This is a genomic window from Serratia sp. SM04 (assembly GCF_040280225.1).
GTDB lineage: Bacteria > Pseudomonadota > Gammaproteobacteria > Enterobacterales > Enterobacteriaceae > Serratia > Serratia sarumanii.
In genome coordinates this window covers 333,918-358,572 of record NZ_JBEOQT010000002.1, presented here as the reverse complement: position 1 = coordinate 358,572, position 24,655 = coordinate 333,918, and the positions used below count along the sequence as shown (strand labels likewise).

24 protein-coding genes are annotated in these 24,655 nt (G+C 63.6%); 16 read left to right on the top strand and 8 right to left on the bottom strand.

The genetic code is table 11. The annotated features are described in order from the left end of the window. The first annotated feature begins 41 nt into the window (after positions 1 to 41). From ABTW55_RS04650 to ABTW55_RS04640, 3 genes are all read left to right on the top strand, one after another. Entirely contained in the window at positions 42 to 1,496 is a 1,455-nt protein-coding gene (locus tag ABTW55_RS04650; RefSeq protein WP_033646916.1) for an MFS transporter, read from the top strand. Positions 1,497 to 1,683: 187 nt separating this feature from the next. Further along, positions 1,684 to 2,253, top strand: coding sequence for a helix-turn-helix domain-containing protein (locus ABTW55_RS04645; RefSeq protein ID WP_033646915.1), 570 nt, complete (start codon positions 1,684 to 1,686; stop codon positions 2,251 to 2,253). Positions 2,254 to 2,255: 2 nt separating this feature from the next. Next, positions 2,256 to 2,774, top strand: a complete 519-nt coding sequence (locus tag ABTW55_RS04640; RefSeq protein ID WP_060425332.1) for a GNAT family N-acetyltransferase — start codon at positions 2,256 to 2,258, stop codon at positions 2,772 to 2,774. A 3-nt stretch (positions 2,775 to 2,777) separates the two neighbouring features. Here ABTW55_RS04640 and ABTW55_RS04635 read toward each other — a convergent pair whose 3' ends face one another. The 3 genes from ABTW55_RS04635 to ompC all read right to left on the bottom strand — a co-directional run bounded on the left by ABTW55_RS04635 (position 2,778) and on the right by ompC (position 5,754). Continuing rightward, entirely contained in the window at positions 2,778 to 3,608 is an 831-nt protein-coding gene (locus ABTW55_RS04635) for a 5'-nucleotidase, lipoprotein e(P4) family (RefSeq protein WP_049233841.1), read from the bottom strand. A gap of 17 nt (positions 3,609 to 3,625) precedes the next feature. Next, entirely contained in the window at positions 3,626 to 4,477 is an 852-nt protein-coding gene (locus ABTW55_RS04630) for a GNAT family N-acetyltransferase (RefSeq protein ID WP_350429239.1), read from the bottom strand. A gap of 179 nt (positions 4,478 to 4,656) precedes the next feature. Continuing rightward, the gene (ompC, locus tag ABTW55_RS04625) at positions 4,657 to 5,754 is read right to left on the bottom strand and encodes a porin OmpC (RefSeq protein ID WP_033646909.1); all 1,098 of its coding nucleotides are present in this window, start codon (positions 5,752 to 5,754) and stop codon (positions 4,657 to 4,659) included. A gap of 241 nt (positions 5,755 to 5,995) precedes the next feature. Between ompC and ABTW55_RS04620 the strand changes: the two genes are divergently transcribed. From ABTW55_RS04620 to dinG, 4 genes are all read left to right on the top strand, one after another. Further along, positions 5,996 to 6,652 carry a glutathione S-transferase family protein gene (locus ABTW55_RS04620; protein WP_060419984.1) on the top strand — a complete coding sequence of 219 codons (657 nt, stop codon included), beginning with the start codon at positions 5,996 to 5,998 and terminating at the stop codon, positions 6,650 to 6,652. A gap of 124 nt (positions 6,653 to 6,776) precedes the next feature. Continuing rightward, the gene (locus ABTW55_RS04615; protein WP_033637641.1) at positions 6,777 to 7,109 is read left to right on the top strand and encodes a carboxymuconolactone decarboxylase family protein; all 333 of its coding nucleotides are present in this window, start codon (positions 6,777 to 6,779) and stop codon (positions 7,107 to 7,109) included. Further along, on the top strand, positions 7,099 to 7,491 hold the full coding sequence (locus ABTW55_RS04610) for a tautomerase family protein (protein WP_033646903.1): 393 nt from the start codon (positions 7,099 to 7,101) through the stop codon (positions 7,489 to 7,491). Before ABTW55_RS04615 ends, ABTW55_RS04610 begins: the two co-directional genes overlap by 11 nt. Positions 7,492 to 7,557: 66 nt before the next feature. Next, a complete protein-coding gene (gene dinG / locus ABTW55_RS04605; protein WP_033637643.1) occupies positions 7,558 to 9,756 on the top strand; it encodes an ATP-dependent DNA helicase DinG in 2,199 nt (732 codons plus the stop codon). Here the strand turns inward: dinG and ABTW55_RS04600 are convergent, their stop codons facing one another. Then, positions 9,757 to 10,191 carry an Lrp/AsnC family transcriptional regulator gene (locus ABTW55_RS04600; RefSeq protein ID WP_060419982.1) on the bottom strand — a complete coding sequence of 145 codons (435 nt, stop codon included), beginning with the start codon at positions 10,189 to 10,191 and terminating at the stop codon, positions 9,757 to 9,759. Positions 10,192 to 10,327: 136 nt separating this feature from the next. Between ABTW55_RS04600 and ABTW55_RS04595 the strand changes: the two genes are divergently transcribed. After that, entirely contained in the window at positions 10,328 to 11,236 is a 909-nt protein-coding gene (locus ABTW55_RS04595) for a DMT family transporter (protein ID WP_041034093.1), read from the top strand. A gap of 3 nt (positions 11,237 to 11,239) precedes the next feature. On the opposite strand, the gene prpR is transcribed toward ABTW55_RS04595, so the two are convergent. After that, positions 11,240 to 12,829 carry a propionate catabolism operon regulatory protein PrpR gene (gene prpR, locus ABTW55_RS04590; protein ID WP_060419979.1) on the bottom strand — a complete coding sequence of 530 codons (1,590 nt, stop codon included), beginning with the start codon at positions 12,827 to 12,829 and terminating at the stop codon, positions 11,240 to 11,242. Between the two features lie 244 nt (positions 12,830 to 13,073). Between prpR and prpB the strand changes: the two genes are divergently transcribed. The 4 genes from prpB (at position 13,074) to ABTW55_RS04570 (ending at position 17,372) form a co-directional block, all read left to right on the top strand. Then, positions 13,074 to 13,964, top strand: coding sequence for a methylisocitrate lyase (gene prpB, locus ABTW55_RS04585; protein WP_033646893.1), 891 nt, complete (start codon positions 13,074 to 13,076; stop codon positions 13,962 to 13,964). Positions 13,965 to 13,997: 33 nt separating this feature from the next. Continuing rightward, entirely contained in the window at positions 13,998 to 15,161 is a 1,164-nt protein-coding gene (gene prpC, locus ABTW55_RS04580) for a 2-methylcitrate synthase (protein ID WP_033646891.1), read from the top strand. Between the two features lie 50 nt (positions 15,162 to 15,211). After that, positions 15,212 to 16,663: a bifunctional 2-methylcitrate dehydratase/aconitate hydratase gene (locus tag ABTW55_RS04575; RefSeq protein WP_060422241.1), complete on the top strand. Its 1,452-nt coding sequence runs from the start codon at positions 15,212 to 15,214 to the stop codon at positions 16,661 to 16,663. Positions 16,664 to 16,742: 79 nt separating this feature from the next. After that, entirely contained in the window at positions 16,743 to 17,372 is a 630-nt protein-coding gene (locus tag ABTW55_RS04570) for a LysE family translocator (RefSeq protein WP_048321374.1), read from the top strand. Here ABTW55_RS04570 and ABTW55_RS04565 read toward each other — a convergent pair. Next, the gene (locus ABTW55_RS04565; protein ID WP_033637650.1) at positions 17,369 to 18,208 is read right to left on the bottom strand and encodes a helix-turn-helix transcriptional regulator; all 840 of its coding nucleotides are present in this window, start codon (positions 18,206 to 18,208) and stop codon (positions 17,369 to 17,371) included. The genes ABTW55_RS04570 and ABTW55_RS04565 overlap by 4 nt on opposite strands. A 99-nt stretch (positions 18,209 to 18,307) precedes the next feature. Here ABTW55_RS04565 and ABTW55_RS04560 point away from each other — a divergent pair, with 99 nt between their 5' ends. The 4 genes from ABTW55_RS04560 to ABTW55_RS04545 are packed head-to-tail and all read left to right on the top strand — an operon-like array spanning position 18,308 to position 23,319. Beyond that, positions 18,308 to 19,732 carry an MFS transporter gene (locus ABTW55_RS04560; protein ID WP_060419976.1) on the top strand — a complete coding sequence of 475 codons (1,425 nt, stop codon included), beginning with the start codon at positions 18,308 to 18,310 and terminating at the stop codon, positions 19,730 to 19,732. Between the two features lie 56 nt (positions 19,733 to 19,788). Continuing rightward, positions 19,789 to 20,418 (top strand): FMN-binding negative transcriptional regulator, encoded by a 630-nt coding sequence (locus ABTW55_RS04555; protein WP_060419973.1) that lies wholly within the window; start codon positions 19,789 to 19,791, stop codon positions 20,416 to 20,418. 38 nt (positions 20,419 to 20,456) lie between these two features. Beyond that, the gene (ybiB, locus tag ABTW55_RS04550) at positions 20,457 to 21,416 is read left to right on the top strand and encodes a DNA-binding protein YbiB (RefSeq protein WP_060419970.1); all 960 of its coding nucleotides are present in this window, start codon (positions 20,457 to 20,459) and stop codon (positions 21,414 to 21,416) included. Between the two features lie 46 nt (positions 21,417 to 21,462). Continuing rightward, positions 21,463 to 23,319 carry a M3 family metallopeptidase gene (locus ABTW55_RS04545; protein ID WP_060419967.1) on the top strand — a complete coding sequence of 619 codons (1,857 nt, stop codon included), beginning with the start codon at positions 21,463 to 21,465 and terminating at the stop codon, positions 23,317 to 23,319. A 66-nt stretch (positions 23,320 to 23,385) separates the two neighbouring features. Here ABTW55_RS04545 and ABTW55_RS04540 read toward each other — a convergent pair whose 3' ends face one another. Both ABTW55_RS04540 and ABTW55_RS04535 read right to left on the bottom strand, forming a co-directional pair. Beyond that, positions 23,386 to 24,021 carry a carbonic anhydrase gene (locus ABTW55_RS04540; protein ID WP_004939270.1) on the bottom strand — a complete coding sequence of 212 codons (636 nt, stop codon included), beginning with the start codon at positions 24,019 to 24,021 and terminating at the stop codon, positions 23,386 to 23,388. A gap of 287 nt (positions 24,022 to 24,308) precedes the next feature. Then, complete coding sequence (locus ABTW55_RS04535) at positions 24,309 to 24,569, bottom strand: YdgH/BhsA/McbA-like domain containing protein (protein WP_060419964.1); 261 nt, start codon at positions 24,567 to 24,569, stop codon at positions 24,309 to 24,311. Positions 24,570 to 24,655: the final 86 nt, after the last annotated feature.

Here is a 24,655-nt window from a genome sequence, read left to right as displayed (position 1 = left end):
GACCAACTCAATGCCATTCCTCTGAAAACAGGACGACAACCGTGATAACCCATGACGATAGCCGCTGGAGCGACCTTTTCTCCGGCAAAAATGCGGCCAGTGCGATCGCGCTTTCGCTCGGCGTGGCGCTGCATGCCATCAATATTCTGGTCGCCACCACCATTCTGCCCTCGGTGGTGCAGGATATCGGCGGTCTGGATCTCTACGCCTGGAACACCACGCTGTTCGTGGTGGCGTCGATCCTCGGTTCCGCGCTGTCGGCCCGGCTGCTCAGCGGCTACGGCGCGCGCAGCGCCTATCTGGTGGCTTCGCTGTTCTTCATCGCCGGGGCGGCGCTGTGCGCGCTGGCGCCGAGCATGCCGGTGATGCTGATCGGCCGTACGGTGCAGGGCTTCGGCGGTGGGCTGATCTTTGCGCTCTCCTACGCGATGATCAACCTGGTGTTCGAGCAGCGATTGTGGCCGCGCGCCATGGCGCTCATCTCGGCGATGTGGGGCATCGCCACCCTGGTGGGGCCGGCGGTGGGCGGCATTTTCGCCGAGCTGAACGCCTGGCGTTGGGCCTTCGGCATTCTGCTGCCGATCATGGCGCTGTACGCCGCATTTACCTTCCTGATCCTGCCCAAGGGCAAAGCGCAGCAGGCGGCCGCGCCGTTGCCGACCGCGCAGCTGCTGTTGCTGACCGTGGCGGTGCTGGCGGTGTCCGCCGGCAGTCTGGCGCACAGCGCCTGGATCAACCTGGCAGGCATCGCGCTCTCGCTGGTGCTGATGGCCTGGCTGCTGAAGCGCGAAGCGCACTCGCGCGCCCGCCTGTTGCCGCACGGCGCGCTGCGGCGCGGCTCATCGCTGGCGGCGCTCTACATCACGACCGCGTTGCTGGTGATCGGCATGACCAGCGAGATCTTCGTGCCCTATTTTCTGCAGCTGCTGCACGGCCAGTCGCCGCTGATCTCCGGCTATATTGCCGCCGCCATGGCCGCCGGCTGGACGCTGTCCGAGATCCTCAGCTCAGGTTGGCGCGGGGCGGGCATTCGCCGGGCGATCGTCAGCGGGCCGCTGTTTGTGCTGGTGGGGCTGCTGGCGCTGGCGATCCTGATGCCGGTGCCGTCCGGCGGCCACTGGCAGGCGCTGGCGCCGATCGTCATTGCGCTGTTGCTGGTGGGGTTCGGCATCGGCTTCGGCTGGCCGCACCTGCTGACGCGCATTTTGCAGGTGGCGCCCGAAGCGGACAAAGATATCGCCGGCGCTTCGATTACCACGGTGCAGCTGTTCGCCACCGCATTCGGTGCGGCGCTGGCCGGGATGATTGCCAATCTGGCGGGGCTGAACGATCCGGGCGGCGCGGCGGGCGCGGCGTCGGCGGCGCGCTGGCTGTTCCTGGCGTTCGCGCTGGCGCCGCTGCTGGCGGTATTCAGCGCCTGGCGCTGCGCGGCGATCGCGCCGCCGGGCGCCGAGACGGGCAATCTTGTACAAAACCCGCCCTCGCGCGAGTGCTAGAACGCTCCTCCTTCTTCGATAGTGTTTGCCGGTGATAGTGGCGTTCTTGCTGCGCAGTATGCTGGCGGTGGTGTTGCTGAGCATGCTGATATTCATCGCGCTGCGCGGCATTTTTTAAAATCCGCTTGCCATATCTCTAATTTGAGATTATTTCTCTTATATGGGATTTCAAGGCGGAGTGTGAGCGATGGATAACGGTTTGGAGACTGCCGACCTGAGGTTGGCGCAGCGGCTGGCGGATTTGCGCCAGCAGCAGGGGTGGTCGCTGGAGGAGTTGGCGCAGCGCACCGGTCTCAGCCGGGCGACGCTCTCGCGGGTGGAGCGCGCCGAAACCAGCCCGACGGCGTCGCTGCTGAACCGGCTGTGCGCCGCCTACGGGTTGACCATGTCGCGCCTGTTGAGCGAAATCGAAGACGAACCGCCGGAGCTGTTGCGGCCGCCGCAACAGCCGGTATGGGTCGATCGCGCCAGCGGTTTCCACCGTCGCTCCGTTTCTCCTCCCGCCGCGCTGTATAAGGCTGAGTTTATCGAAGCCCGGCTCGATGCCGGCGCGCAGATTGATTACGACCTGCCGTCGATACCGGCGCTGGAGCATCACCTCTGGTTGCTGTCCGGGCAGCTGGAATTGACGCTGGAAGGGCGCGTTTTCCGGCTGTCGCCCGGTGACTGCCTGCGCTACCGCCTGTTCGGCGCGTCCCGTTTCCATGTCCCCGGCGATGAGCCGGCTCATTACACGCTCGTTATCTGCAGGCCATAGCCATGATTGAATTGCAACAGTGGGGCGCCGACGCGGCGCAAAGCGCCATGGCCGACTTGGCCGAGATGCTGCACGCCAGCGTGGCGCACGGCGCCAGCATCGGTTTTGTCATGCCGTTTACAGTGGAGCAGGCGCGGGCATTTTGGCAGGGGCTGCTGCCGGCCCTGGCGCGGGGAGAGCGTGCGATGCTGGTGGCGCTGGCGAACGGTCGGCCGGTCGGTACCGTGCAGCTGCTGTTGGCGATGCCGGACAACGGCCGCCACCGGGCGGAAGTGGTCAAACTGATGGTGCACCCGCAGGCGCGGCGGCAGGGCGTCGCGCGGCTGTTGATGCAGGAAGTGCAGGCGCTGGCGGCGCGTCATCGCCGCAGCCTGTTGGTGCTGGATACCCTGAGCGGCAGCGCGGCGCAGGGGTTGTACCGCCAATTGGGGTTCGAGGCGGCGGGCGACATTCCGCATTACGCCCGCGCCAGCGACGGCGGGGCGTTGGAAGCCACCTGCTATATGTACAAACTGCTGTGAGGCTTAGCGCCCGCGCCAGGCTTTGATCGCCTGTTGGCGTACCTGCAGCTTCTGCTGCGGCGTCAGCTTGTTGTAGTCGCGGGCCAGTCCGCTTTCCCAATCGCCGTACAGCGGGTTGGGCAGCACGATGAATTCAGTGCCGAACTTGTTCTGGTTCTCGCTGACGAACGCCCGGCGCTGCGCGTTGTCCTGGTGGTAAGTCGCGGCGCCGAAGTCGTTCAGGTTGTCGCCCGCGTACACCACGATGTCGTAGCCGGCTTGTTTGATGGCGTCGAAGCGCGCCTGCTTATTGGAGGTATCGGTGCTGAGCAGCACGGTCTTTTCCGACATGCCGGTGAAACCGAGCTTCTGCATGTTGGCCACCGTGGCGGCGTATTCGCTCTGCTTGCGGTTCGACACGTAGAACATCGTGCCCTGATGGGCGTTGACGTAGCGGGCGAACGACACCGCGCCCGGCACCGCGCCGGCCTGTTCAGCCTGTGTCCATTTGGCCCAGGTGGCGCCGTCGTATGGCTGGCCCTGCTGCGCCTGCCAGCCGGAGTAGGCGCTGTTGTCCAGCATGGTCTCATCCAGATCGACCACCACCGCCTTTTTACGGCCCGGCGCGGCCCTGGCCTGATCGAAGGCGCGCTGCGCGCTGTTGAACGCCTGATGCGCCAGCGCGCGGTATTCGCCGGACTGTTGGAACCAGTTCACCGCCAGCACCGACTGATCCGCCAGCCGCTGCTGGGCCTGCGCGTCGGTGTGCGGCGGCTGCGCGCAACCGGCCAACGTCAGCAGCGCGACGCCAATCGCCGCGCCGAGGGTGAGTGTCCTTGCCTGTTTTCCTGCCATCGTTATCTCTCTCGGTTTTATTCTTGTGGGCTGTCCAGCAGCATATCCATCTCGAACTGTCGCAGGGGATCCTGCCGCCAGCCAAGATGCGTAAAGAAGGGGGCGGCCACCTCGGGCACAACGACGTTGGCAGTCAGCGGCAAAGGGGCGAACCTTGTTTGCAGGGTGGCCAGCAAGGCGCGCGCATGCCCCTGGCCGCGGTGCTGCGGCGGCACGTAGATCAGGCGCAGCCAGCAGTGCTCGGCGCCGGGCATCACCACGGCGTAGGCCTGACGATTGAGCGTATAGGCTTGCGGTTTGCCCGGCAGCTTGAACAGCGATTCGGGGGCGATCAGCCAGGGCAGATTGGTGGCGCCTTCCGCCGTCAGGCGATGGCTGACGGTCAGCGGATCGACCGCCTGCAGTTCCGCCGTGCCTGGCGGCGCTTCCGCCGGCGCCTGATGGCCGGTCAGGGTGCGCACGATGCGCAGCCCGGCGCGGTGGTACAGCGCCAGCGCGGCGTCGTTGCCTTCGATCACTTCCAGCGACAGCCGCCGGTCGCCGCGGTGGCGGGCGTCTGCCACCAGCCGCTGCATCAGCGTCTTGCCCAGGCCCTGGCCGCGCATCTCCGGGCGCACGGAAAAGGCCGCGACCCGGCTGTGCCGGCCGCGGCGGGCGATCAGCGCCACCGCCACCGGTTCATGGCGGTGTGTGACGATCAGGCTGTCGTTCAGGCTGAGATCTTCGGCGCCGAAACGGGCGGCGAAGGTCGGCCCGTCGACAACGAAGCGCACGATGTAGTTTTCAAAGCAGTGGCTGAGGATGTTCGCCAGTTCGTCGCTGCTGTAGCGCAGGGCGTTGTGGAAGTCGAAGCGTCCGTCGTTATGCATGGCTGATTTCGCTCGGGGAGAAAGCTATACATGTAGACCCGTTTTTTTTGCAAGGCAAGCGGGGGGATTGGACAGGGGGAAAATAAAAACAAAAAAGCCGGACGCAGCCGCCCGGCGAAATAAAACTCTGGGTATCAAGTGACGCTAAAGTTTGCAGTGGTGGTTATTCATTCATCACATCAGAACTGGTAGGTCAGGGCGACAACAACCACGTCGTCGTTTTTCAGACCCAGCTTGTTGTCGTCATCGAGCTGGTTGATTTTATATTCGACATAAGTGGACATGTTTTTGTTGAAGTAATAGGTTGCCGCTACGTCGAAATATTTCACCAGATCGACGTCGCCGATGCCTTCAATATCTTTGCCTTTCTGCTGAACGTAACCCAGCGATGGGCGCAGACCGAAGTCGAACTGATATTGTGCGACCAATTCAATCCCTTCCGCTTTATTGGCGAAGCCGCTAACGGAAGTGGCGTTGTTATTGATGGTGGCGGTGCCGGAAATAGGCGCGATATTGCGGCTCTGCGAATAAGTCGCGGCCAGGTAGACGTTGTTGTTGTCGTATTTCAGACCACCGGCCCAGATATCGGCCTTGTCGCCTTTACCGAAGGTGCCCGCTTTTTGCGTGGTGGTGCGGTTGGAAGAGGCATAGGCGGCGCCCACGCTCAGGCCGTCGATGATTTCGTAGCTGGAGGAGAGGCCCCAGCCGTCGCCGTTCGCCTTGCTGGCGGAGCGGCCGTCGTTTTCGTTCTTGCCCTGGTACTGCACGGCAAATTTCAGGCCGTCGACCAGTCCGAAGAAGTTGTTATTACGGTAGGTGGCGACGCCGTTGGTACGGCCGTTCATAAAGTTGTCGGTCTTGATATAAGCATCGTCGCCGAATTCAGGGATCATATCCGTCCAGGCGCCGACGTCGTAAATGATGCCGTAGTTGCGGCCGTAGTCGAAGGAACCGAGATCCTTATATTTCAGACCGGCGAAGCCCAGACGCGTTTTGGTGTCTTTAGTGCCGTCGGATTCCGTGTGGTTGGCGGCGATCTGATATTCCCACTGGCCGTAGCCGGTCAGCATATCGTTAATCTGAGTCGCGCCTTTAAAGCCGATACGCACGTAGGTTTTATCACCGTCGTTGCCGGCATCATCGGAGAAATAATGCAGGGCCTTTACACGACCGTAAAAATCGAGTTTGTTGCCGTCTTTATTGTAGATTTCTGCTGCCTGTGCCGCTTGCGCAAGTAAAAGTGCCGGAATAATAACGGCCAGAAGATTACGTTTCATGGGTTACCCTGCTTTATTCGATTGAAAGACGCTTATCATCAGTTGCATTGCTGTTTTACTGTGCCGCCTGATTGTTGGCGGCGGAGAATTTTTACCGTAGTAATGTGATCTATTTATGACAAAAAATTCATTTTCATGTCGAACGATTAAAAAAGTCGCGTAAAGAGTGAATTTTTTCTTCGGCCGACGGTCGGCGGCTGGTCTACAGTTATCGATACCTTGTTCCGCTGCGGGAGGAATCATGCACGATACTTATACTTTGTTCGGCACGCAGGGCTGCGGCTCGACGATCGTGGCCGCCGCGTTGGTGTTGACCGCTTTCCCCTGGGGCTATGAGGAGGTGGACTACACGCAGGACGGCCCGGAGCGCGATCGCCTGCTGGCGCTGAACCCGTTGGGCCAGGTGCCCACCTTAGTGTTGCCCAATGACGAAGTGATGACGGAGAGTGCGGCGATCATTCTGTTGCTGCACGATCGCGCGCCGCACGCCGAACTGGCGCCGCCCGGCGGCTCGCCGCTGTTGCCGCGTTTTCTGCGCTGGCTGCTGTTCATCAACGCGGAGATTTACCCCACCTGCACCTATGCCGACCATCCGCATCGCTGGCAGCCGCAGGCGGCGGGGGCGGAACAGCTGAAAAACGCGGTAATGGATTATCGCGAGCGCTTATTGCGGCAGCTGAACGCCGCCGCCGGCGCTGCGGGCCCGTGGTTTCTCGGCAAGAGCTTCAGCGCGTTGGATCTGTACGTGGCGGTGATGTGCAACTGGCGGCCGGGCCGCGCGTGGTTCCGGCAACACTGCCCGCGGCTGTACGCCATCGCAGAGCGGGTGGAACAGCGGCCGGAGCTGAATGCGTTGCTGAGCGCCCATTTCGACGGTGTTGCCCCGCTGGAATCGTGATGCCTCCCCGCCGCCCGGCGGGGAACCCTCCCGTTTTTCTGAACCGAGACTGCTGAAAATCCCGATTTTCACTCGCTGCGGCGGCGGGTAGCGTAAGGCTATCCGCAACTGACAGGAGAGTGTGATGCCATCAGAATCCCAGGCTGGGCAGCAGGCGTTCGGCGATATTGCCCCCAAGCTGGCGCAGCTCAGCGACCGCGTTTTGTTTGACGATATTTGGCAGCGGCCGGCGCTGAGCCCGCGCGAGCGTAGCCTGATTACCGTCGCCGCGCTGGTGGCCCTCAACCGCGTGGAACAGCTGCCGTTTCACCTGCAGCTGGCGCAGCGCAACGGCGTGACGCGCCAGCAGCTGGCCGAGCTCATCACCCATCTGGCGTTCTACGCCGGCTGGCCCGCGGCGGCGTCGGCCGTGGCGCGCCTGCGTGAACTGGAACAGGAGGACAACCATGCCGTTTAGCCGCATCGCCCTGCATCAGGGCAAGTCCGCCGACTATCTGCAAACCTTGTCCGACAGCCTGCATCAGGCGCTGGTGGAGGCCTTCGAGGTGCCACCGACGGATAAATTTCAGGTGATCGATCAATACCGCCCCGGTGAGCTTATCTACGATCGCGACTATCTGGGCGGGCCGCGCAGCGCGGATTTCGTGCTGTTTTACATCACCGCCGGGCGGCCGCGCGACACCGACACCAAGCGGCGCTTCTACGGGCGGCTGGCGGCGCTGCTGGCGGAAAACCTGCGGCTGCGCCCCGAGGATGTGATGGTGGTGATCACCACCACCCAGTTGGACGAGTGGTCGTTTAGCGCCGGGCGCGCCTCGATGATCGATCCGCAGGCGTAACTCGGGCTGACGCCGCGGGCGGTCTGTGGGACAATGGCGCCATCATTTCGTTTAGATAAGAGTTGAATGGCGCTCTCCTCCGCAGTTAAAGATCAGATTGGCCAGTGGTACAAAGCCCTGCAGCAGCAAATACCGGATTTCATTTCCCGTGCGCCCCAGCGCCAGATGATCGCCGAGGTGGCGAAGACGCTGGCCGGCGACTACCCGCGCCATCTGGCGATCGAGGCGCCGACCGGCGTCGGCAAAACGCTGTCATACCTGATCCCGGGCATCGCCGTCGGGCGGGCGGAGAGCAAACCGCTGGTGGTCAGCACCGCCAACGTGGCGCTGCAGGACCAGATCTACAGCAAGGATTTGCCGCTGCTGAAAAAGATTATCCCCGATCTGAAATTTACCGGCGCCTTTGGCCGCGGGCGTTACGTGTGCCCGCGCAATCTGGCGGCGATGAGCACCGACGTCAGCCAACAGGGCGATCTGACGCTGTTCCTCGACGACGAGCTGGCGCCGTCCAGCGGCGAAGAGCAGGCGCTGTGCCAGAAGCTGACCAAGGCGCTGGCTCGCTTCGAGTGGGACGGGCTGCGCGATCACTATCAACAGAGCATCGACGATCCGCTGTGGGCCAAGCTGAGCACCGACAAGGCCAACTGCCTGGGGCGCAACTGCCACTACATTCGCGAATGCCCGTTCTATATCGCCCGCAAAGAGATCGAGAGCGCCGACGTGGTGGTGGCCAACCACGCCCTGGTGATGGCGGCGCTGGAGACGGAATCGGTGCTGCCGAACCCGAAAGAGCTGCTGCTGGTGCTGGACGAAGGCCACCATTTGCCGGAGGTGGCGCGCGACGCGCTGGAGATCGACGGGGAAATCACCGCGCTGTCGACCAACCTGCAACTGGACATGATCGTGCGCCAGGTCGAGCAGTGCATGACGCAGTACCGGCCGAAGAATCCGCCGGGGCTGGCCAACAGCGAGCGGCTGAAAAACCATTGCGAGGAGCTGCGCGAGCTGGTGCAGATCTTCGAGCATCAGGTCAGCGCCTATCTGCCCGGCGACAGCGTGGCGGCCGAGCACCGTTTTGAAATGGGCGAGCTGCCGGCGGAGATGGTGGAGAGCTGCGCGCGGTTGTTCAAACTGACCGACGCGCTGCGCGGGCTGGCGGAGTTCGTGCTTAACGATCTCACCGAGCAGACCGGCAAGCATGACATTGTGCGCCTGCACCGGTCGATCATTCAGATGAGCCGCACGCTGGGTTATCTGGAGGCGATGAGCAAGCTGTGGCGGCTGGCGGCGCTCGACAAATCGTCCAACGCGCCGATCTCCAAATGGGTCACGCGCGAGCTGCGCGATAACGTCACTCATCTTTACCTGCACTGCGTCGGCATCCGCGTCAGCGACCAGCTGGAGAAGCTGCTGTGGCGCAAGGTGCCGCACGTGGTGGTCACCTCGGCCACGCTGCGTTCGCTGAACAGCTTCGCGCGTTTGCAGGAGATGAGCGGGCTGAGCGAGAAGGCCGGCGATCGTTTCGAAACGCTCTCTTCGCCGTTCAATCATGTCGAACAGGGCAAGATTGTCATTCCGCAGATGCGCTACGAACCGGCTCTCGCCAACGAGGCGGAGCACCTTGAGGAGATGGCGCGATGTTTCCGCGCTGAGCAGGCGAGCGGCAAACACAAAGGCATGCTGATCCTGTTCAGCAGCCACCGGGCGATGCAGACTTTCCTCAGCTACGTGACCGATCTGCGGCTGATGCTGCTGGTGCAGGGCGACCAGCCGCGCTACCGGCTGGTGGAAGAGCACCGCAAGCGGGTGGAGAAGGGCGTCGCCAGCGTGCTGGTGGGGCTGCAATCGTTCGCCGAAGGGCTGGATCTGAAAGGCGAGCTGCTGACCCAGGTACACATTCACAAAATTGCGTTCCCGCCGATCGACAGCCCGGTGATCATTACCGAAGGCGAGTGGCTGAAATCGCTGAAGCGCTATCCGTTCGAAGTGCAGAGCCTGCCGAGCGCCTCGTTCAACCTGATCCAGCAGGTCGGCCGCCTGATCCGCAGCAACCAATGCTACGGCGAGATCGTGATCTACGATCGCCGGCTGTTGACCAAAAACTACGGTTCGCGGCTGTTGGCGTCGCTGCCGGTGTTCCCGATCGAACAGCGCGCGGTGCCGGAGGCCGACAAGGCGCATCTGGCGGCGTTGAAATCCGCCGCCGACGCGGCCAAAAAAGAGAAGAAGCGCGGCAACCCGTTCGCCCGCAAGCGGCGGCGTTAATCAGAGCAGCGGCGGCAGGCGGCGCTTGACCGGCGTGGTTTTCACGATCGAGGTGTTGCTCTGCGCATGCTCGGCCAGCCGATCGAGGGTGTGATCGAGCTGCGCCATCGAGTGCGCCACCAGCCGCACGATAAAGCAGTCTTCGCCGGTCACCTTATCGCACTCGACCACTTCCGGAATCGCCTGAATCAGCTGTTCAACCTTCTTCAGCATGCCCGGCAGCGGCTTGATGCGCACCAGTGACTCGAAGGCGTAGCCCACCGCCTGCAGATTGACGTTCAGGGTATAGCCCTGGATCACGCTGCTTTCCTCCAGCCGCCGCAGCCTTTCCGACGTGCTCGGCGACGACAGCCCCACCTGCGCGCTCAGCGTCTTCAACGACGCGCGCGCGTCCTGCGCCAAAAGAGTCAGGATCTGGCGATCGATATCATCCATAACGCCTCCGTTAGGTGTTTTCTTTATTATAGCTACGATAAAAAGGCAGTTAAGCACATCTGCCTTTTTTATGCTATGGAAAGCCGCCCGGCGAAGCCGCAAGCTATGCCTCTGGGCAAGTTTGGAGGAACGCAGAATGAATGCAGAGATAAAACGCGGCTCGCTGGAGATGACGGCGGCGATGCTGATTTCCGGCTCCATCGGCTGGTTTGTGCTGATGTCCGGCCAGCCGGTGGTCAACGTGGTGTTTTGGCGCTGCGCGGTGGGGGCGCTGGTGCTGCTGGCGGTGTGCGGCGCGCTGGGGCAGCTGCGGCGCGATGTGCTGACGCGCGCCACGCTGCTGCTGGCGATCGCCGGTGGGGTGGCGCTGGTGATCAACTGGCTGCTGCTGTTTGCCGCCTATTCCTATGCCTCTATCTCCATCGCCACGGCGGTGTACAACACCCAGCCGTTTATGCTGGTGGGGCTGGGGGCGCTGTTTCTGGGGGAACGGCTGACCGCCCGCAAGCTGCTGTGGCTGGGGCTGGCGTTCGGCGGCATGATGCTGGTGGTGCTGGCGCAGCCGCGGCAGGCGGGGGAACAGAGTCATTATTTGGCGGGCATCGCGCTGGCGCTTGGCGCGGCGTTTTTTTACGCCCTGATGGCGCTGGCGGCCAAGCGGCTGAAGGGCACGCCGCCGCATCTTATTGCGCTGATCCAGGTGGCGGTAGGGGCGGTGATGCTGTTGCCGCTGGTGGATTTCCACGTTTCGGCCAGCGCTGGGCAGTGGGGCATGCTGGCGACGCTCGGCGTGCTGCACACCGGCCTGATGTACGTGCTGATGTACGGCGCTCTGCAGAAGCTGCCGACCAACCTGATCGGCTCGCTGTCGTTCATCTACCCGATCGCCGCCATGCTGGTGGATCGCCTGGCGTTTGGCCACCGGCTGTCGGCCTGGCAGCTGTTGGGCGCGGCGATCATCCTGCTGGCGGCGGCGGGCATGAACCTGCTGGGCGAGCGGCGAGCGCAGCTGCTGCCGGCCTCGGACGGCCGGCGCGCCGGCTGATGCTCAGTTCGTTTTTTTCAGCCGGCGCCATAAGGTGGTGCGGCTGATCCCGAGCAATCGGGCGGCGGCGGCGTGGTCGCCTCCGCATCGCGCCAGCGCTTCGTGGGCGGAGACGGGCGCTGGCGGCGTCTCGGGCGGCGTGGCCGCCGCCAGCTCCGGCAGCAGCCAGCGCAGCGTCTCGCCGTTCGGCGCGGTGCCGGTGCTCAGCATCAGCGCCACCCGCTCCATCATGTTGCGCAGTTCGCGCAGGTTGCCGGGCCAGGCGTAATGACTCAGCGCGGCGTAACAGCCGGCCAGGGCGGCGCGCAGCGGCTCCGTCAGCGGCACGTCGAGCGCCGCCAGCGACCGCTTCAGAAAGTGTTCCGCCAGCATCGCGATATCGTCGCCGCGCGCCCGCAATGGCGGCAGCTGCAGCCGCAGGGCGCTCAGGCGGTAGAACAGATCGGCGCGAAAACCGCCCCGTTGAATCGCCTGCTCCAGGTGGTTGTGGGTGGCGCTGATGACGCGAAAGTCGACCGCCACCGGCTGCTGCCCGCCGACCCGGGTGACGGCCTTCTCTTCCAGCGCGCGCAGCAGCCGGGTTTGCAGGTGCAGCGGCATTTCGCCGATCTCATCCAGAAACAGAGTGCCGCCGTTGGCGGTTTCCAACAGCCCGCGCCGGCCGCCGCGCCGTGAGCCGGTAAAGGCGCCTTCCTCATAGCCGAACAGCTCCGCCTCCAGCAGCGATTCGGCGATGGCGCCGCAGTTGATGGCGACGAACGGCGGCGTCGCGCCTCTGGCCGGCGCGCCGTGCCGGGAAAAGTATTCCCGGTGGATCGCCTGCGCCGCCAGCTCCTTGCCGGTGCCGGTTTCTCCCTCAATTAATACCGCTGCCGGCGAGCGGGCGTACAGCATGATGGTGCGCCGCATCTGCTCCATCTGCGGGGAGTCGCCCTGCAAATCGCCCAGCCCGTAGCGCGGCTGCAGGGTATTGCGCGCGGCGTAATCGCCGCCGCGTTTGCTGCCGCCCAGCATCAGGCGCGTCACGTCCAGCGCATCGCTGAAGGCGGCGCGCAGGGTGGCGGCGGAATAGAGAAAAATGGCGGTGAGCCCGGCCTCTTCCGCCAACTCGCTGATGAGGCCCGCCCCAACCACGGCCTGAATACCGGCGGCTTTCAGCTCGGCGATCTGGCCGCGCGCGTCCTCTTCGGTGACGTAGCTGCGCTGCTCCAGCGGCAGATCGAAGGTCTGCTGGAACTCCAGCAGCGCGGGCAGAGGGGTTTTATAGGTGATGACGCCGATCCGATCGGCGGTTCTGCGCGCCTTGCTCAGCGCCTGCAGCAGGTCGAAGCCGCCGGGCTTGACCAGGATGACCGGCACCGACAGGCGGCTTTTCAGGTAGGCGCCGTTGGAGCCGGCGGCGATGATGGCGTCGCAAGGCTCGGTAGCCAGGCGGGCGCGGATGTGCTGCACCGCCTCCTCAAAGCCGAGGCGGATCGGGATGATGGTTGCCAGATGGTCGAACTCGAGGCTGATGTCTCGGAACAGATCGAACAGGCGGGTGATGGAGACGGTCCAGATCACCGGTTTGTCCGGCGTGACGTGATCGCTCATGGTGGGTTACCGAATGGAAGTGGCTGCATTAGGTGTAGCCCGGTTTCAGTTATGTTTCAAATTTACTGCGTGAAACAGCGATTGAAACGTTAGCTGAAACGTTTTTTACCCCTTTGCCAGGCTAATGGCGCTGAATATGTTGTAACTCACTTATTTTTATCGTGTTTAATTTTTTCCTCACCGAAGCACAACCTGGCCCGCCCCTTGCTCTGTCTGTTTCATCTGGCTAATCGGAGAAAACGTCATGACGCTGCGCTCACCTGGGCTCGCCTTTCGTCAGGCCCTGAGTAAAGAAAAACCCCTGCAAATCGCCGGCGCGATCAACGCCAACCATGCGCTGCTGGCCCAGCGGGCCGGATTCCAGGCCATCTACCTTTCCGGCGGCGGCGTGGCGGCCGGTTCGCTGGGGCTGCCGGATCTGGGCATTTCGACCTTGGACGATGTGCTGACCGACATTCGCCGCATCACCGACGTTTGCCCGCTGCCGCTGCTGGTGGATGTGGACAGCGGTTTCGGCGCTTCGGCGTTCAACGTCGCCCGCACGGTGCGATCGGTGAGCAAGGCCGGGGCGGCGGCGCTGCATATCGAAGATCAGGTCGGCGCCAAGCGCTGCGGCCATCGCCCCAATAAGGCCATCGTTTCCACCGGAGAGATGGTGGATCGCATCAAGGCGGCGGTGGATGCGCGCAGCGATCCAGACTTCGTGATCATGGCGCGCACCGATGCGCTGGCGGTGGAGGGGCTGGAGGCGGCCATCGAGCGCGCTCAGGCTTACGTGGCGGCCGGAGCCGACATGCTGTTTCCGGAAGCGATCACCGAGCTGGGCATGTACCGCCGCTTCGCCGAAGCGACGCAGGTGCCGATCCTGGCCAACATCACCGAATTCGGCGCAACGCCGCTGTTTACCACCGACGAGCTGCGCAGCGCCCAGGTGGATATGGCGCTGTATCCGCTGTCGGCCTTCCGGGCGATGAACCGCGCGGCGGAGCGGGTGTACCGCGCTTTGCGCGAGGAGGGCACGCAGAAAAGCGTCATCGACACCATGCAGACCCGCAACGAGCTGTATGAAAGCATCAACTATTATTTGTTCGAAGAGAAACTCGACGCCCTGTTCGCTCGCCAGCGCGACGAATAGGCGCCATTCACGCACAAGCCAAACGAGGACGGTATGAGCCAAGCGATCCCCCCGCAAAGCCCGACTGGCGTTAAGCCGAAAAAATCCGTGGCGTTATCCGGCGTGCCCGCCGGGAATACCGCGCTGTGCTCCGTAGGGCGCAGCGGCAACGATCTGCACTATCGCGGTTACGACATTCTCGATCTCGCGCGCCACTGCGAGTTTGAAGAGGTCGCCCACCTGCTGATCCACGGCAAGTTGCCCAACCGCGATGAGCTACAGGCCTACAAACACCGTCTCAAAGCCCTGCGCGGCCTGCCCGCCAGCGTGCGCACGGTGCTTGAGGCGTTGCCTGCGGCGTCTCACCCGATGGACGTGATGCGTACCGGCGTCTCGGCCCTTGGCTGCACGCTGCCGGAAAAAGAGCAGCACGGCGCGGCCGGCGCGCGCGACATCGCCGACCGGCTGCTGGCGTCGCTGGGATCGATGCTGCTGTATTGGTATCACTACAGCCACAACGGCGAGCGCATTCAGCCGGAGACCGACGACGACTCCATCGGCGGCCACTTCCTGCACCTGCTGCACGGCGAAGCGCCTTCCGCCAGTTGGGAGCAGGCGATGCACGCGTCATTGATCCTGTACGCCGAGCATGAGTTCAACGCCTCGACCTTCGCCGGCCGAGTGATCGCCGGCACCGGATCCGACGTCTATTCGGCGATCGTCGGCGCCATTGGCGCGCTGCGCGGGCCGAAACACGGCGGCGCCAACGAGGTGTCGCTGGAGATCCAGCAACGCTATGAAACGCCGGACGAAGCGGAGGCCGACATTCGCCGCCGCATCGACAACAAAGAGGTGGTGATCGGCTTCGGGCACCCGGTGTACACCGTCTCCGATCCGCGCCATCAGGTGATCAAAGAGATCGCGCTGCGCCTGTCGCGGGAGGCGGGGGCGATGAAGCTGTATGACATCGCCGATCGGCTGGAAAGCGTGATGCGCGACACCAAAAAGATGTTCCCCAACCTCGACTGGTTCTCGGCGGTGTCTTATCACCAGCTGGGGGTGCCCACCGAAATGTTCACGCCGCTGTTTGTCATGGCGCGGGTGAGCGGCTGGTCGGCGCACATCATCGAGCAACGGCAGGACAACAAAATCATTCGCCCGTCCGCCAACTATACCGGGCCGGAAGCGCGGGCGTTCGTACCGCTGGATCAGCGCTGAGCGCCGATCGCTATCGTGTCGTTTTCACTATGGAGCCTTTGGGAATCATGATGCTTGAGTCTGCCAACACCCGCCGTCCGCCGTTCGATCGCGAAATGGTCGATATCGTCGATTATGTGATGAAAGAGGCCGTCGATACCCCGGCGGCGTACCGCACCGCCCACTATTGCCTGCTCGATACCCTCGGCTGCGGGCTGGAGGCGCTGAGCTATCCGGCCTGCAAGAAACTGCTGGGGCCGGTGGTGCCGGGCGCCGAGGTGCTGAACGGCAGCCGGGTGCCGGGTACCCGCTTCCAGCTGGATCCGGTGCAGGCGGCGTTCAATATCGGCGCCATGATTCGCTGGCTCGACTTCAACGATACCTGGCTGGCGGCGGAGTGGGGGCACCCGTCGGACAACCTGGGCGGGATCCTGGCGGTGGCCGACTGGCTCTCGCGCCAGGCGGTGGCGGCGGGCAAAGCGCCGCTGACCATGCGGCAGGTGCTGATCGCCATGATCAAGGCGCATGAGATCCAGGGCTGCCTGGCGCTGGAAAATGCCTTTAACCGGGTGGGGTTGGATCACGTGCTGCTGGTGAAGGTAGCGTCCACCGCGGTGGTGGCGCAGATGCTCGGCCTGAGCCGGGCGGAGATCCTGAACGCGCTGTCGCTGGCGTGGGTGGACGGGCAGTCGCTGCGTACCTATCGCCATGCGCCGAACGCCGGCACCCGCAAATCCTGGGCGGCGGGGGATGCGACCGCGCGCGCGGTGCGGCTGGCGCTGATGGCTGCCACCGGCGAGATGGGCTATCCTTCGGCGCTGACGGCGCCGACCTGGGGGTTCTACGACGTCTCTTTCAATGGCAAGCCTTTCCGCTTCCAGCGGCCGTACGGCGCGTACGTGATGGAGAACGTGCTGTTTAAAATTTCGTTCCCGGCGGAGTTCCATGCCCAGACCGCCGTGGAGGCGGCCATGACGCTGCACCGCCAGATGCAGGCCGCCGGCAAAACCGCCGCCGACATCGCCGCAGTGAGCATCCGCACCCACGAGGCCTGCTTGCGCATTATCGACAAGCAGGGGCCGCTGGATAACCCGGCGGATCGCGATCACTGCATTCAGTATATGGTGGCGATCCCGCTGCTGTTCGGCCGGCTGACGGCTGCGGACTACGAGGATCGGGTGGCCGAGGATCCGCGCATCGATGCGTTGCGCGGCAAGATCCGCTGCCATGAAGATCCCGCCTTCACCCGCGATTATCACGATCCGGAAAAACGATCGATCGCCAATGCGCTGACGGTGGAGTTTACCGACGGCAGCCGTCTGGATGAGGTGGCGGTGGAGTATCCTATCGGCCATGCGCGGCGGCGCGAAGAGGGCATCCCACTGCTGGTCGAGAAGTTCAAAACCAACCTGGCGCGCCAGTTCCCGGCTCTGCAGCAGCAGCGCATTCTCGAGGTGTCGCTGGACCGGCAGCGGCTGGCGCAGATGCCGGTCAACGGGTATCTCGATCTGTGGGTGATCTGACGCGAGCGGCGCTGACAAGCCACGTCGGCGCCGCTATGATGGACGCTCCATTCCCGTCCCTCTTCTTATCAGGTGATTCATGATTGATGCCGCAACGCTGTTGTTGTTTTCCGGTGCCTGCGTGGCGCTGGCGCTGACCCCCGGCCCGGATATGCTGCTGATCGCTTCGCGCAGCGTCAGCCAGGGGCGGCGCGCCGGTTTCGCTTCGCTGGCGGGCATTCAGCTCGGCACGTATTGTCACGCGCTGGCGGCGGCGCTGGGGTTGTCGCAACTGTTCGTCGCGGTGCCGCTGGCTTACGACGCGGTAAGAATGCTGGGCGCCGCCTATCTGCTCTATCTGGCGTGGAAAACGCTGCGATCCGGCAGCAGTTTGCAGGCTTCCGCCGGGTTGCAAGCGGTGCCGACGGCGCGCATCTTCCGCCAGGGGCTGTTCACCAATATCCTCAACCCGAAAATGGCGCTGTTCGTGCTGGCGCTGTTTCCGCAGTTTATCGATCCGCGTTCAGGCTCGGTGGTGGTGCAGATGCTGGCGCTGGCGACGGTGCTGAATCTGGTGGGCTTGCTGATTAACGGCGGGGTGATCCTGGCGGTCAGCGGCATGAAAAGCCGCTTCGCCGGCCGCCGCTTCAGCGCCCGCTGGCCGAACTACCTGCTGAGCGGGGTGTTCGCCGGGCTGGCCTGCAAGCTCATTTTCGACAGCCGCCGCTAACCCTCGCGCAGCAGCGCTTCAAACGCCGCGCTGGCCGGTTCGTCCGGCAGCGCGCTGTACATCACCAGCCGCAGGTGATTCTCTTCGTCGACGATGAAAGAGGCGTGGTCAAAGGTGACCGGGCCGATTTCCGGGATGGCGAAGCTGCGCCGTCCCTGGCAGCGCCCGTGAATGTCGTGCTGCCGCCAGAGCTGGCGGAACTGCGGCGACACCCGCTCCAGCGCCTGTACCCGTTGGCGCATCACCTCATCCTCCGGCGCGCGAGCGTAGTCGCGGCGGAAGCTGGCCAGGATTTGCGGCGCCTGCGCCCGCCACTCCAGCAGGCGCGCATTGAGCTGCGGATCGGCAAACAGCATCCACAACATGTTGCGCTCTTCCGGCGGGCGTTCGGCGATGGCGAACAGCCGCTGCGCCGCCGGGTTCCAGGCGATGATGTCCCAACTCAGGTTCATGACGTAGGCCGGCCGCAGCGCCAAATCGTCCAGCAGCCGCCGCACCAGCGGCGAGACCTGGCACCACTGATGGCCGACCGGCACCGGCGGGCGCTGATGCGCCAATAAAAACAGGTGGTAGCGGCCGGCGGCGTCGAGCTGCAGCACCCGCGCCAGGTTTTCCAAAAACGCCACCGACGCATTGATTTCCCTGCCTTGTTCCAGCCAGGTGTACCAGGTAAGGCCGACGCCGGCCAGCGCCGCGACCTCCTCGCGCCGCAATCCCGGCGTGCGGCGGCGGCTGCCGCTCGGCAAACCGACCGCCTGCGGCGACAGCTGTTCTCGTTTTTGACGCAGAAAATCCGCCAGTTCGTGGCGAGTGCGCTCGAGGGTGCGTGGGGGCATGGCGGCCGTCCTGTTGCTGTTAGTAATAGTATAAGTGGCTATATAGTAACAGTTTAAAACATGTTTCATACTGCGGCCATCATAATCTCTGGAGGTGGTATGGAACATTCATTATCTCGTGAACGGCGAGGGTTGGCCGGCCTGCCGGTGCTGCTGTTGGGCGGCTTCGTCACGGTGTTCGATCTGTTTGTGGTCAACGTGGCGGCGCCGGTGATCCAGCGAGAATTCGCCGCCGATTTTGCCGGCGTCGGGTTGATCGTCGCCGGTTATGAACTGGCGTTCGGGGTGCTGTTGATCGCCGGCGGGCGTCTGGGCGATCGCTTCGGACGTCGGCGTCTGTTCAGCCTCGGCATGCTGGGATTCACGCTGACTTCATTGCTTTGCGGGTTGGCGGGATCGCTCAGCCTGCTGATCGCCGCGCGTATTCTGCAGGGGGCGGCGGCGGCGCTGCTGTTTCCGCAAATTTACGCCTTGATGCGGGTGCTGTACGAGCCGCAACAGCGGCGGCGCGCCTTCGCCTGGCTGGGTATGACGCTGGGGCTGGCGGCAATCTTCGGCCAGATCCTCGGTGGTTTTATTATCGAGGCCAACCTGTTCGGCAGCGGCTGGCGCATGATCTTTCTGATTAATCTGCCGATCGGCGCGCTGGCGCTGTGGGCGGCGCGGCGCATTCCCGAATCGCGGGTGGCGCAGGCGCAGCGGCTGGATGGCGTTGGCCTGGGGCTGGCGGCGACCGGCCTGTCGCTGTTGCTGCTGCCGCTGCTGGAAGGGCCGGCGCGCGGCTGGCCGTGGTGGATCGTGCCGATGTTGGCGCTGGCAATGCTGACGCTGTGGGGCTTCCTGCGTTGGGAGCGCCGTCTGGCGCAGCGCGGCGACGATGCGGTGCTCGATCCGGCGCTGTTCCGCCAGGCCGGCTTCGCGCCGGGCATGGCGGTGGTGCTGGCGATTTATGCCACCGCCTCCTCGTTTTTCTTGTGTTTCGCGCTGCTGCTGCAGGCGGGGGCGGGGCTGACGCCTTTTCAGGCGGGCAGCCTGTTCGCCCCGGCCAGCGCGGCCTTTATGCTGGCGTCGATGTTGGCGCCCCGGCTGGCGCTGCGTTGGGGCAACCGTGCGCTGAGCGCGGGCGTGGCGATTTACGCCGCCGGGCTGGCGCTGCTGATGGCGCAGGCGCTGTGGGGCGCGGCGCTGGCGCATCCGCTGCGGCTGCTGCCGGGGTTGGTGGTGCTGGGATTCGGCCAGGCGCTGAGCATGACGCCGCTGCTGAATCTGGTGCTCGGTTTGGCGCACGAGCGGCAGGCGGGCATGGCGGCGGGGCTGGTTGCCACCGTGCAGCAGGTGGGGGGCGCGCTGGGCATCGTGGTCAGCGGCGTCGGTTTCGTGCCGCTGCTGGCGCACGGCGGCGCGGCGGAGCGCTATGCCGAGGCCTTTGCCGGCGCCATGGTATTTAATCTGTTGGCGATGGGCGTCGCCCTGATCTTGTTAAACCGGATCACGCGAAATAGTCAGAAAGCGGATCTTAAGTAGGCCGCCGGCGGGTGCTTTACTGTCGTCATGATGAGAGAGCGTAAGGAGCCACACTGATGTTTCAACCCGCCGCATTTCGCGAAGACGATCTGGATGCCCAACTGGCGCTGGTGCGCGCCCACCCGTTGGGGCTGCTGGTCAGCCACGGCGAGCAGGGATTGACGGCCGATCCGCTGCCGTTTCTGGCCGATGTCGAACAGGGGCAGATCCGGCTGCGGGCGCACCTGGCGCGCGCCAACGAGCACTGGCGGCGGCTGCAGCACGCGGCGGAATGCCTGGTGATTTTTCAGGGGTTGGAGGGCTATGTGTCGCCCGGCTGGTATCCGAGCAAGCGCCAGACCGGCAAAGTGGTGCCGACCTGGAATTACAGCGTGGTGCAGCTGTATGGCGTACCGACGGTGACGGACGACCCGGCCTGGCTGCGGCGCCAGCTGATCGATCTGACCGCGCAGCAGGAAGGAGGGCGCCCGGCGCCCTGGCGGCTCGACGACGCGCCGGCCAACTACATCACCGCGCAGCTTAAAGGCATCGTCGGTATCGAGATCGCCGTCACCCGGCGCGAAGGCAAATGGAAGATGAGCCAAAACCGCAGCGCCGACGATGCCGATGGGGTGATCGCCGGGCTGCGCGACGGCGATGACGCGCAGCGGCGGCTGGCGGAGGAGGTTGAGCGGCGGCGCGGATAGGGTATGCTAACCGAAGAGTGAGCAAGGGGAACCTTCGGATGGATTACACCAAAATTATCAAAGAAATAGGCCGCGGCAAAAACCATGCGCGCGACCTGGACCGGCAGACCGCCTTTGAGCTGTATCAGGCGATGCTGGCCGGGGCGGTCCCCGAGCTGGAGCTGGGCGGCATTCTGATCGCGCTGCGCATCAAGGGTGAGGCCGAAGAGGAGATGCTGGGCTTCTACCAGGCGATGCAGCAGCAGGTGTTGCCGCTGCAGGCGCCGCAGGGGCGGCCGCTGCCGGTAGTGCTGCCGAGCTATAACGGCGCGCGCAAGCAGGCCAACCTGACGCCGCTGCTGGCGCTGCTGCTCGCGAAAGTGGGCCTGCCGGTGGTGGTGCATGGCGTGCTGGACGACAGCACCCGCGTGACCAGCGCCGAGATTTTCCGCGCCCTGGGGCTGCCGTGGTCGGAACAGGCCGTTCACGCCCAGCAGCGTCTCGATAACGGCGAGGCGGTGTTCATGCCGGTTTCCACGCTGTCGGCGCCGCTGGCGCGGCAGCTCGGGCTGCGTTGGCGCATGGGGGTGCGCAACAGCGCGCATACGCTGGCCAAGCTGGCGACGCCGTTCGGCGAACAGGATGCGCTGCGCCTCGCCAGCGTCTCACACCCGGAGTATGTCGGCCGGGTGGCGTCGTTTTTCCGCCAGATCGGCGCCCGCGGGCTGTTGATGCACGGCACCGAAGGCGAAGCCTACGCCAACCCGCTGCGCTGCCCGCAGATTCACTATATTGCCGGCGGCGAACAGCGCGTGTTGCTGGAGCGCACCTTGCAGGATGAAACGCCGACGTTGCCGGCGGCGAAAGACGCGGAAACCACCGCGCGCTGGATCGAGCGCTGCCTGGCGGGCGAGGTGGCGATCCCGCAGGCCATCCAGCGGCAGGTCGCCTGTTGTCTGGTGGCCGCCGGCGAGAGCGAAACGCTGGAACAGGGGCTGCAGCGCCTGCGTCAGGCCTGAGCGCGACTATACTGGGATATTTCCTCATCGGCAGAGAAGGACGGTTATGCAACAGGCTCTCGATTACTTCAATCAATTGAACCAGGATTACCTCGACGTTCACCGCGCCAAAGAAGAGCTGTTCTGGCAAAACTACATGGGCACCGGCGGTGAAGAGGTGTCGGCGCGCTTTGCCGCCGCGGAAAGCGCCTATAAGCGCTTTATCGCCGAACCGCGCCGGCTGGCGGAGATCCGCAATCTGCTGGCCGGATTGGAAACGCTGCCGCAGGAGGCGCAGCGCGATGCGCTGATCCACGGCCTGCAAGGTTGGCTGCGTTTCTTCGACTGCAACGCCATTGAAGATCCGCAGGCGCAGGCGCTGTTGGATCGGATCATCCACGCCGAATCCGATCTCTACTCGCGCCGCAAGGGCTACCAGGTGACGCATCTGAACGCCGAAGGCCAGCGGGTGGCGGCCTCGCTCGGCGAGCTGTTGACCAACCAGGCGACCAACCCGAACGAAGACTACCGCCGCAGCTCGCAGCAGGCGCTGCGCGATCTGGAGCAATGGCTGCTGCATAACGGCCTGCCGGAACTGATTGGCCTGCGCAACCGCTTTGCGCGCCAGATGGGCTATCGCAACTATTTCGACTACAAGGTGAACAAAACCGAGCGCATGACGCCGGAGCAGCTGTTCGCCATTCTGGATCGCTTCGAGCGGGAAACCCGCGAGGCCAACGCCCGCAGCCTGCAGCAACTGGCGGCCGACAAGGGCAGCCAGGCGCTGGAGCCGTGGAACGTGCGCTTCGCCAGCGCCGGCGACGTCACCCGCCAACTGGATCCTTACTTCCCGTTTTCTCGTTCGCTGGAGCGCTGGGTCGACAGCTTCAAACGTCTGCACATCGGCTTTGGCGGCGCCGAGATGAACCTCGATCTGCTGGTGCGCAAAGGCAAGTATGAGAACGGCTTTATGCACGGCCCGGTGCCGCCGTTTGTGCGCCAGGGGGAATGGGTGCCGGCGCGCATCAATTTCACCAGCCTGGCGCAGCCGGGGCAGGTGGGAAGCGGCGCTTACGGGCTCAACACGCTGTTCCACGAGGGCGGCCACGCGGCGCATTTCGCCAACATTCGCCAGAATGCGCCGTGCTTCTCGCAGGAATTCCCACCGACCTCGATGGCCTATGCCGAAACCCAGTCGATGTTCTGCGACAGCCTGCTGGACGACGCCGACTGGTTGAAACGCTATGCGAAAAATGCCGCCGGCGAAGCGGTGCCCGATGCGCTAATCGAAGCCGGTATCGCGGCGCGCCAGCCGATGCGCGCGTTCAACGAACGCCATATCCTGCTGGTACCGTACTTCGAGTGGGCGCTGTATCAGTGGGATGACGAGCAGCGCACGCCGGAAGCCATCACCGCGCTGGCGCGCGAGGTCGAGCAGAAGATCCTCGGCATCAGCGGCAGCCCGCGCCCGACGCTGGCGATCCCGCACCTGCTGTCGCTGGAGTCCGCCTGCTCTTATCAGGGTTATCTGCTGGCGATGATGGCGGTGGAACAAACCCGCCAGTTCTTCCTGCAGCGCGACGGTTACCTGACGGACAACCCGGCCATCGGCCCGGATCTGGCGCAACACTACTGGTTGCCGGGCAACAGCGTCAGCCATGATGACACGCTGCGCAGCCTGACCGGCGAAGGGTTCAACCCGGACTATCTGGCGCAGGCCTGTAACCAGACGGTGGCGCAGGCGTGGCGCGAGGCGCAGCAGACGATGGCCGCCGCCGCCGCGCGCCCGCAGCCGCCGGCGGATTTCGATTTGGAGGCGCATATTCGGGTGGTGGACGGCGAGACGGTATTGGCGGACAACGCCGACGGCGACGAACGGATGTGTCGCGATTTCGCCGCGGCGATAGAGGCGCGTTTGGTTTAAGGCTGACAATAAAAAAATCCACGCGGCAGCGTGGATTTTATTTAATGATAAAATCTGGGCGTTATTTTATTCGAAATAGACGTCGGGATTATCGGCCAGGGAAACGAAGCTCTTGGTGTTTCTATCCAGCGTACGAATTTCGCCGCTTTCGATGTCGTACACCCAGCCGTGCAGGCGCAGCCCGCTGTTGCGCAGACCCACCGCCACAGAAGGGTGGGTTTTGATATTATTTAGCTGGGCGATAACGTTCTCTTCCACCATAGCGTTAACTTTGTCTGTTTCGCTATTCCAGGTTTTCTTCTCGACCACCGCTTTGGCCGCATCCGCGTAGTGCAGCCAGTGGGCTACCGCAGGCATGGGATCGAGGCACTGACAGGACGCGATAGCCTTCATGGCGCCACAGTTCGAGTGGCCACAAATCACGATATCAGTGACGCCCAGCGCCACTACCGCGTATTCGATAGTCGCAGAAACCCCACCCGGCTCCGGGCCAAAGGAAGGAACGATGTTACCGGCGTTGCGAATAACGAACAGTTGCCCAGGCTCTTGCTGCGTCACCAGCTCCGGCACCAGGCGGCTGTCAGAACAGGAGATAAACAGCGCTTTGGGATTTTGGCTGGAGGCCAGGCTGCGAAAGAGTTCCTTACGCTGCGGGAAAATCTCTTTCTGGAAACTGAGGAAACCTTCAATGATATGTTGCATACAACGCTCTCTGCATCTGTAGTCTGCGTAATATGATAATCATCCTCTTCCGTTAGTCCAGCAATGGCACGGTAAAAAAATGTGTGTACATACCCCCTGTAAGCCCCATTAAATACGGGGTTTAAACCCGTTTCAGGCAGCATTGTCCGGTTCGCTTACGCGTGGGTTGCTGATAAAGCGGGTGGCAAAAAACCGGCTGTCGTGCCCATGCAGCGCTGACGCAAGCGAAGATAAAAAAAGCCCGCCGGGGTGATAGCCGGCGGGCTTTTTGGCGTCTGGGGCGGTGATTATTTGTAGATAACCGCGGTGGCGTGCATCAGGTTGTTACCGCTGGTGGAAGTGATGGTGAAGGCCTTGGCGCCTGCCGCATCGGCTTTGGCGGCCAGTTGAGACTTCAGGCTGCTCAGGTCGGTTGCGCCGCTGGCGACGATCACGCCGGCTTTTTCGAATTGGGCGGCATCCTGGGCGCTGACGTGTTCAGTGGCAAAAGTGGTGAAAGAAACGGTGGCCAGGGCGATAGCGGCAGCAAAAGTTTTGATGGTTTTCATGTTCGTCATTCCTGTCAAAGTGAATTAGGGAGAAAGGGGTTTGCCTTTCGATGGGAAGATTATTGCGCAGTGACAGGCGGGATGAA

Excerpts from the sequence above, each read along its gene's own strand:
- ABTW55_RS04645 (WP_033646915.1), top strand. The coding sequence starts at position 1,684 with ATGGATAACGGTTTGGAGACTGCCGACCTGAGGTTGGCGCAGCGGCTG.
- ABTW55_RS04640 (WP_060425332.1), top strand. The coding sequence starts at position 2,256 with ATGATTGAATTGCAACAGTGGGGCGCCGACGCGGCGCAAAGCGCCATG.
- ABTW55_RS04635 (WP_049233841.1), bottom strand. The coding sequence starts at position 3,608 with ATGGCAGGAAAACAGGCAAGGACACTCACCCTCGGCGCGGCGATTGGC.
- ABTW55_RS04630 (WP_350429239.1), bottom strand. The coding sequence starts at position 4,477 with ATGCATAACGACGGACGCTTCGACTTCCACAACGCCCTGCGCTACAGC.
- ompC (WP_033646909.1), bottom strand. The coding sequence starts at position 5,754 with ATGAAACGTAATCTTCTGGCCGTTATTATTCCGGCACTTTTACTTGCG.
- ABTW55_RS04620 (WP_060419984.1), top strand. The coding sequence starts at position 5,996 with ATGCACGATACTTATACTTTGTTCGGCACGCAGGGCTGCGGCTCGACG.
- ABTW55_RS04615 (WP_033637641.1), top strand. The coding sequence starts at position 6,777 with ATGCCATCAGAATCCCAGGCTGGGCAGCAGGCGTTCGGCGATATTGCC.
- ABTW55_RS04610 (WP_033646903.1), top strand. The coding sequence starts at position 7,099 with ATGCCGTTTAGCCGCATCGCCCTGCATCAGGGCAAGTCCGCCGACTAT.
- dinG (WP_033637643.1), top strand. The coding sequence starts at position 7,558 with ATGGCGCTCTCCTCCGCAGTTAAAGATCAGATTGGCCAGTGGTACAAA.
- ABTW55_RS04600 (WP_060419982.1), bottom strand. The coding sequence starts at position 10,191 with ATGGATGATATCGATCGCCAGATCCTGACTCTTTTGGCGCAGGACGCG.
- ABTW55_RS04595 (WP_041034093.1), top strand. The coding sequence starts at position 10,328 with ATGAATGCAGAGATAAAACGCGGCTCGCTGGAGATGACGGCGGCGATG.
- prpR (WP_060419979.1), bottom strand. The coding sequence starts at position 12,829 with ATGAGCGATCACGTCACGCCGGACAAACCGGTGATCTGGACCGTCTCC.
- prpB (WP_033646893.1), top strand. The coding sequence starts at position 13,074 with ATGACGCTGCGCTCACCTGGGCTCGCCTTTCGTCAGGCCCTGAGTAAA.
- prpC (WP_033646891.1), top strand. The coding sequence starts at position 13,998 with ATGAGCCAAGCGATCCCCCCGCAAAGCCCGACTGGCGTTAAGCCGAAA.
- ABTW55_RS04575 (WP_060422241.1), top strand. The coding sequence starts at position 15,212 with ATGCTTGAGTCTGCCAACACCCGCCGTCCGCCGTTCGATCGCGAAATG.
- ABTW55_RS04570 (WP_048321374.1), top strand. The coding sequence starts at position 16,743 with ATGATTGATGCCGCAACGCTGTTGTTGTTTTCCGGTGCCTGCGTGGCG.
- ABTW55_RS04565 (WP_033637650.1), bottom strand. The coding sequence starts at position 18,208 with ATGCCCCCACGCACCCTCGAGCGCACTCGCCACGAACTGGCGGATTTT.
- ABTW55_RS04560 (WP_060419976.1), top strand. The coding sequence starts at position 18,308 with ATGGAACATTCATTATCTCGTGAACGGCGAGGGTTGGCCGGCCTGCCG.
- ABTW55_RS04555 (WP_060419973.1), top strand. The coding sequence starts at position 19,789 with ATGTTTCAACCCGCCGCATTTCGCGAAGACGATCTGGATGCCCAACTG.
- ybiB (WP_060419970.1), top strand. The coding sequence starts at position 20,457 with ATGGATTACACCAAAATTATCAAAGAAATAGGCCGCGGCAAAAACCAT.
- ABTW55_RS04545 (WP_060419967.1), top strand. The coding sequence starts at position 21,463 with ATGCAACAGGCTCTCGATTACTTCAATCAATTGAACCAGGATTACCTC.
- ABTW55_RS04540 (WP_004939270.1), bottom strand. The coding sequence starts at position 24,021 with ATGCAACATATCATTGAAGGTTTCCTCAGTTTCCAGAAAGAGATTTTC.
- ABTW55_RS04535 (WP_060419964.1), bottom strand. The coding sequence starts at position 24,569 with ATGAAAACCATCAAAACTTTTGCTGCCGCTATCGCCCTGGCCACCGTT.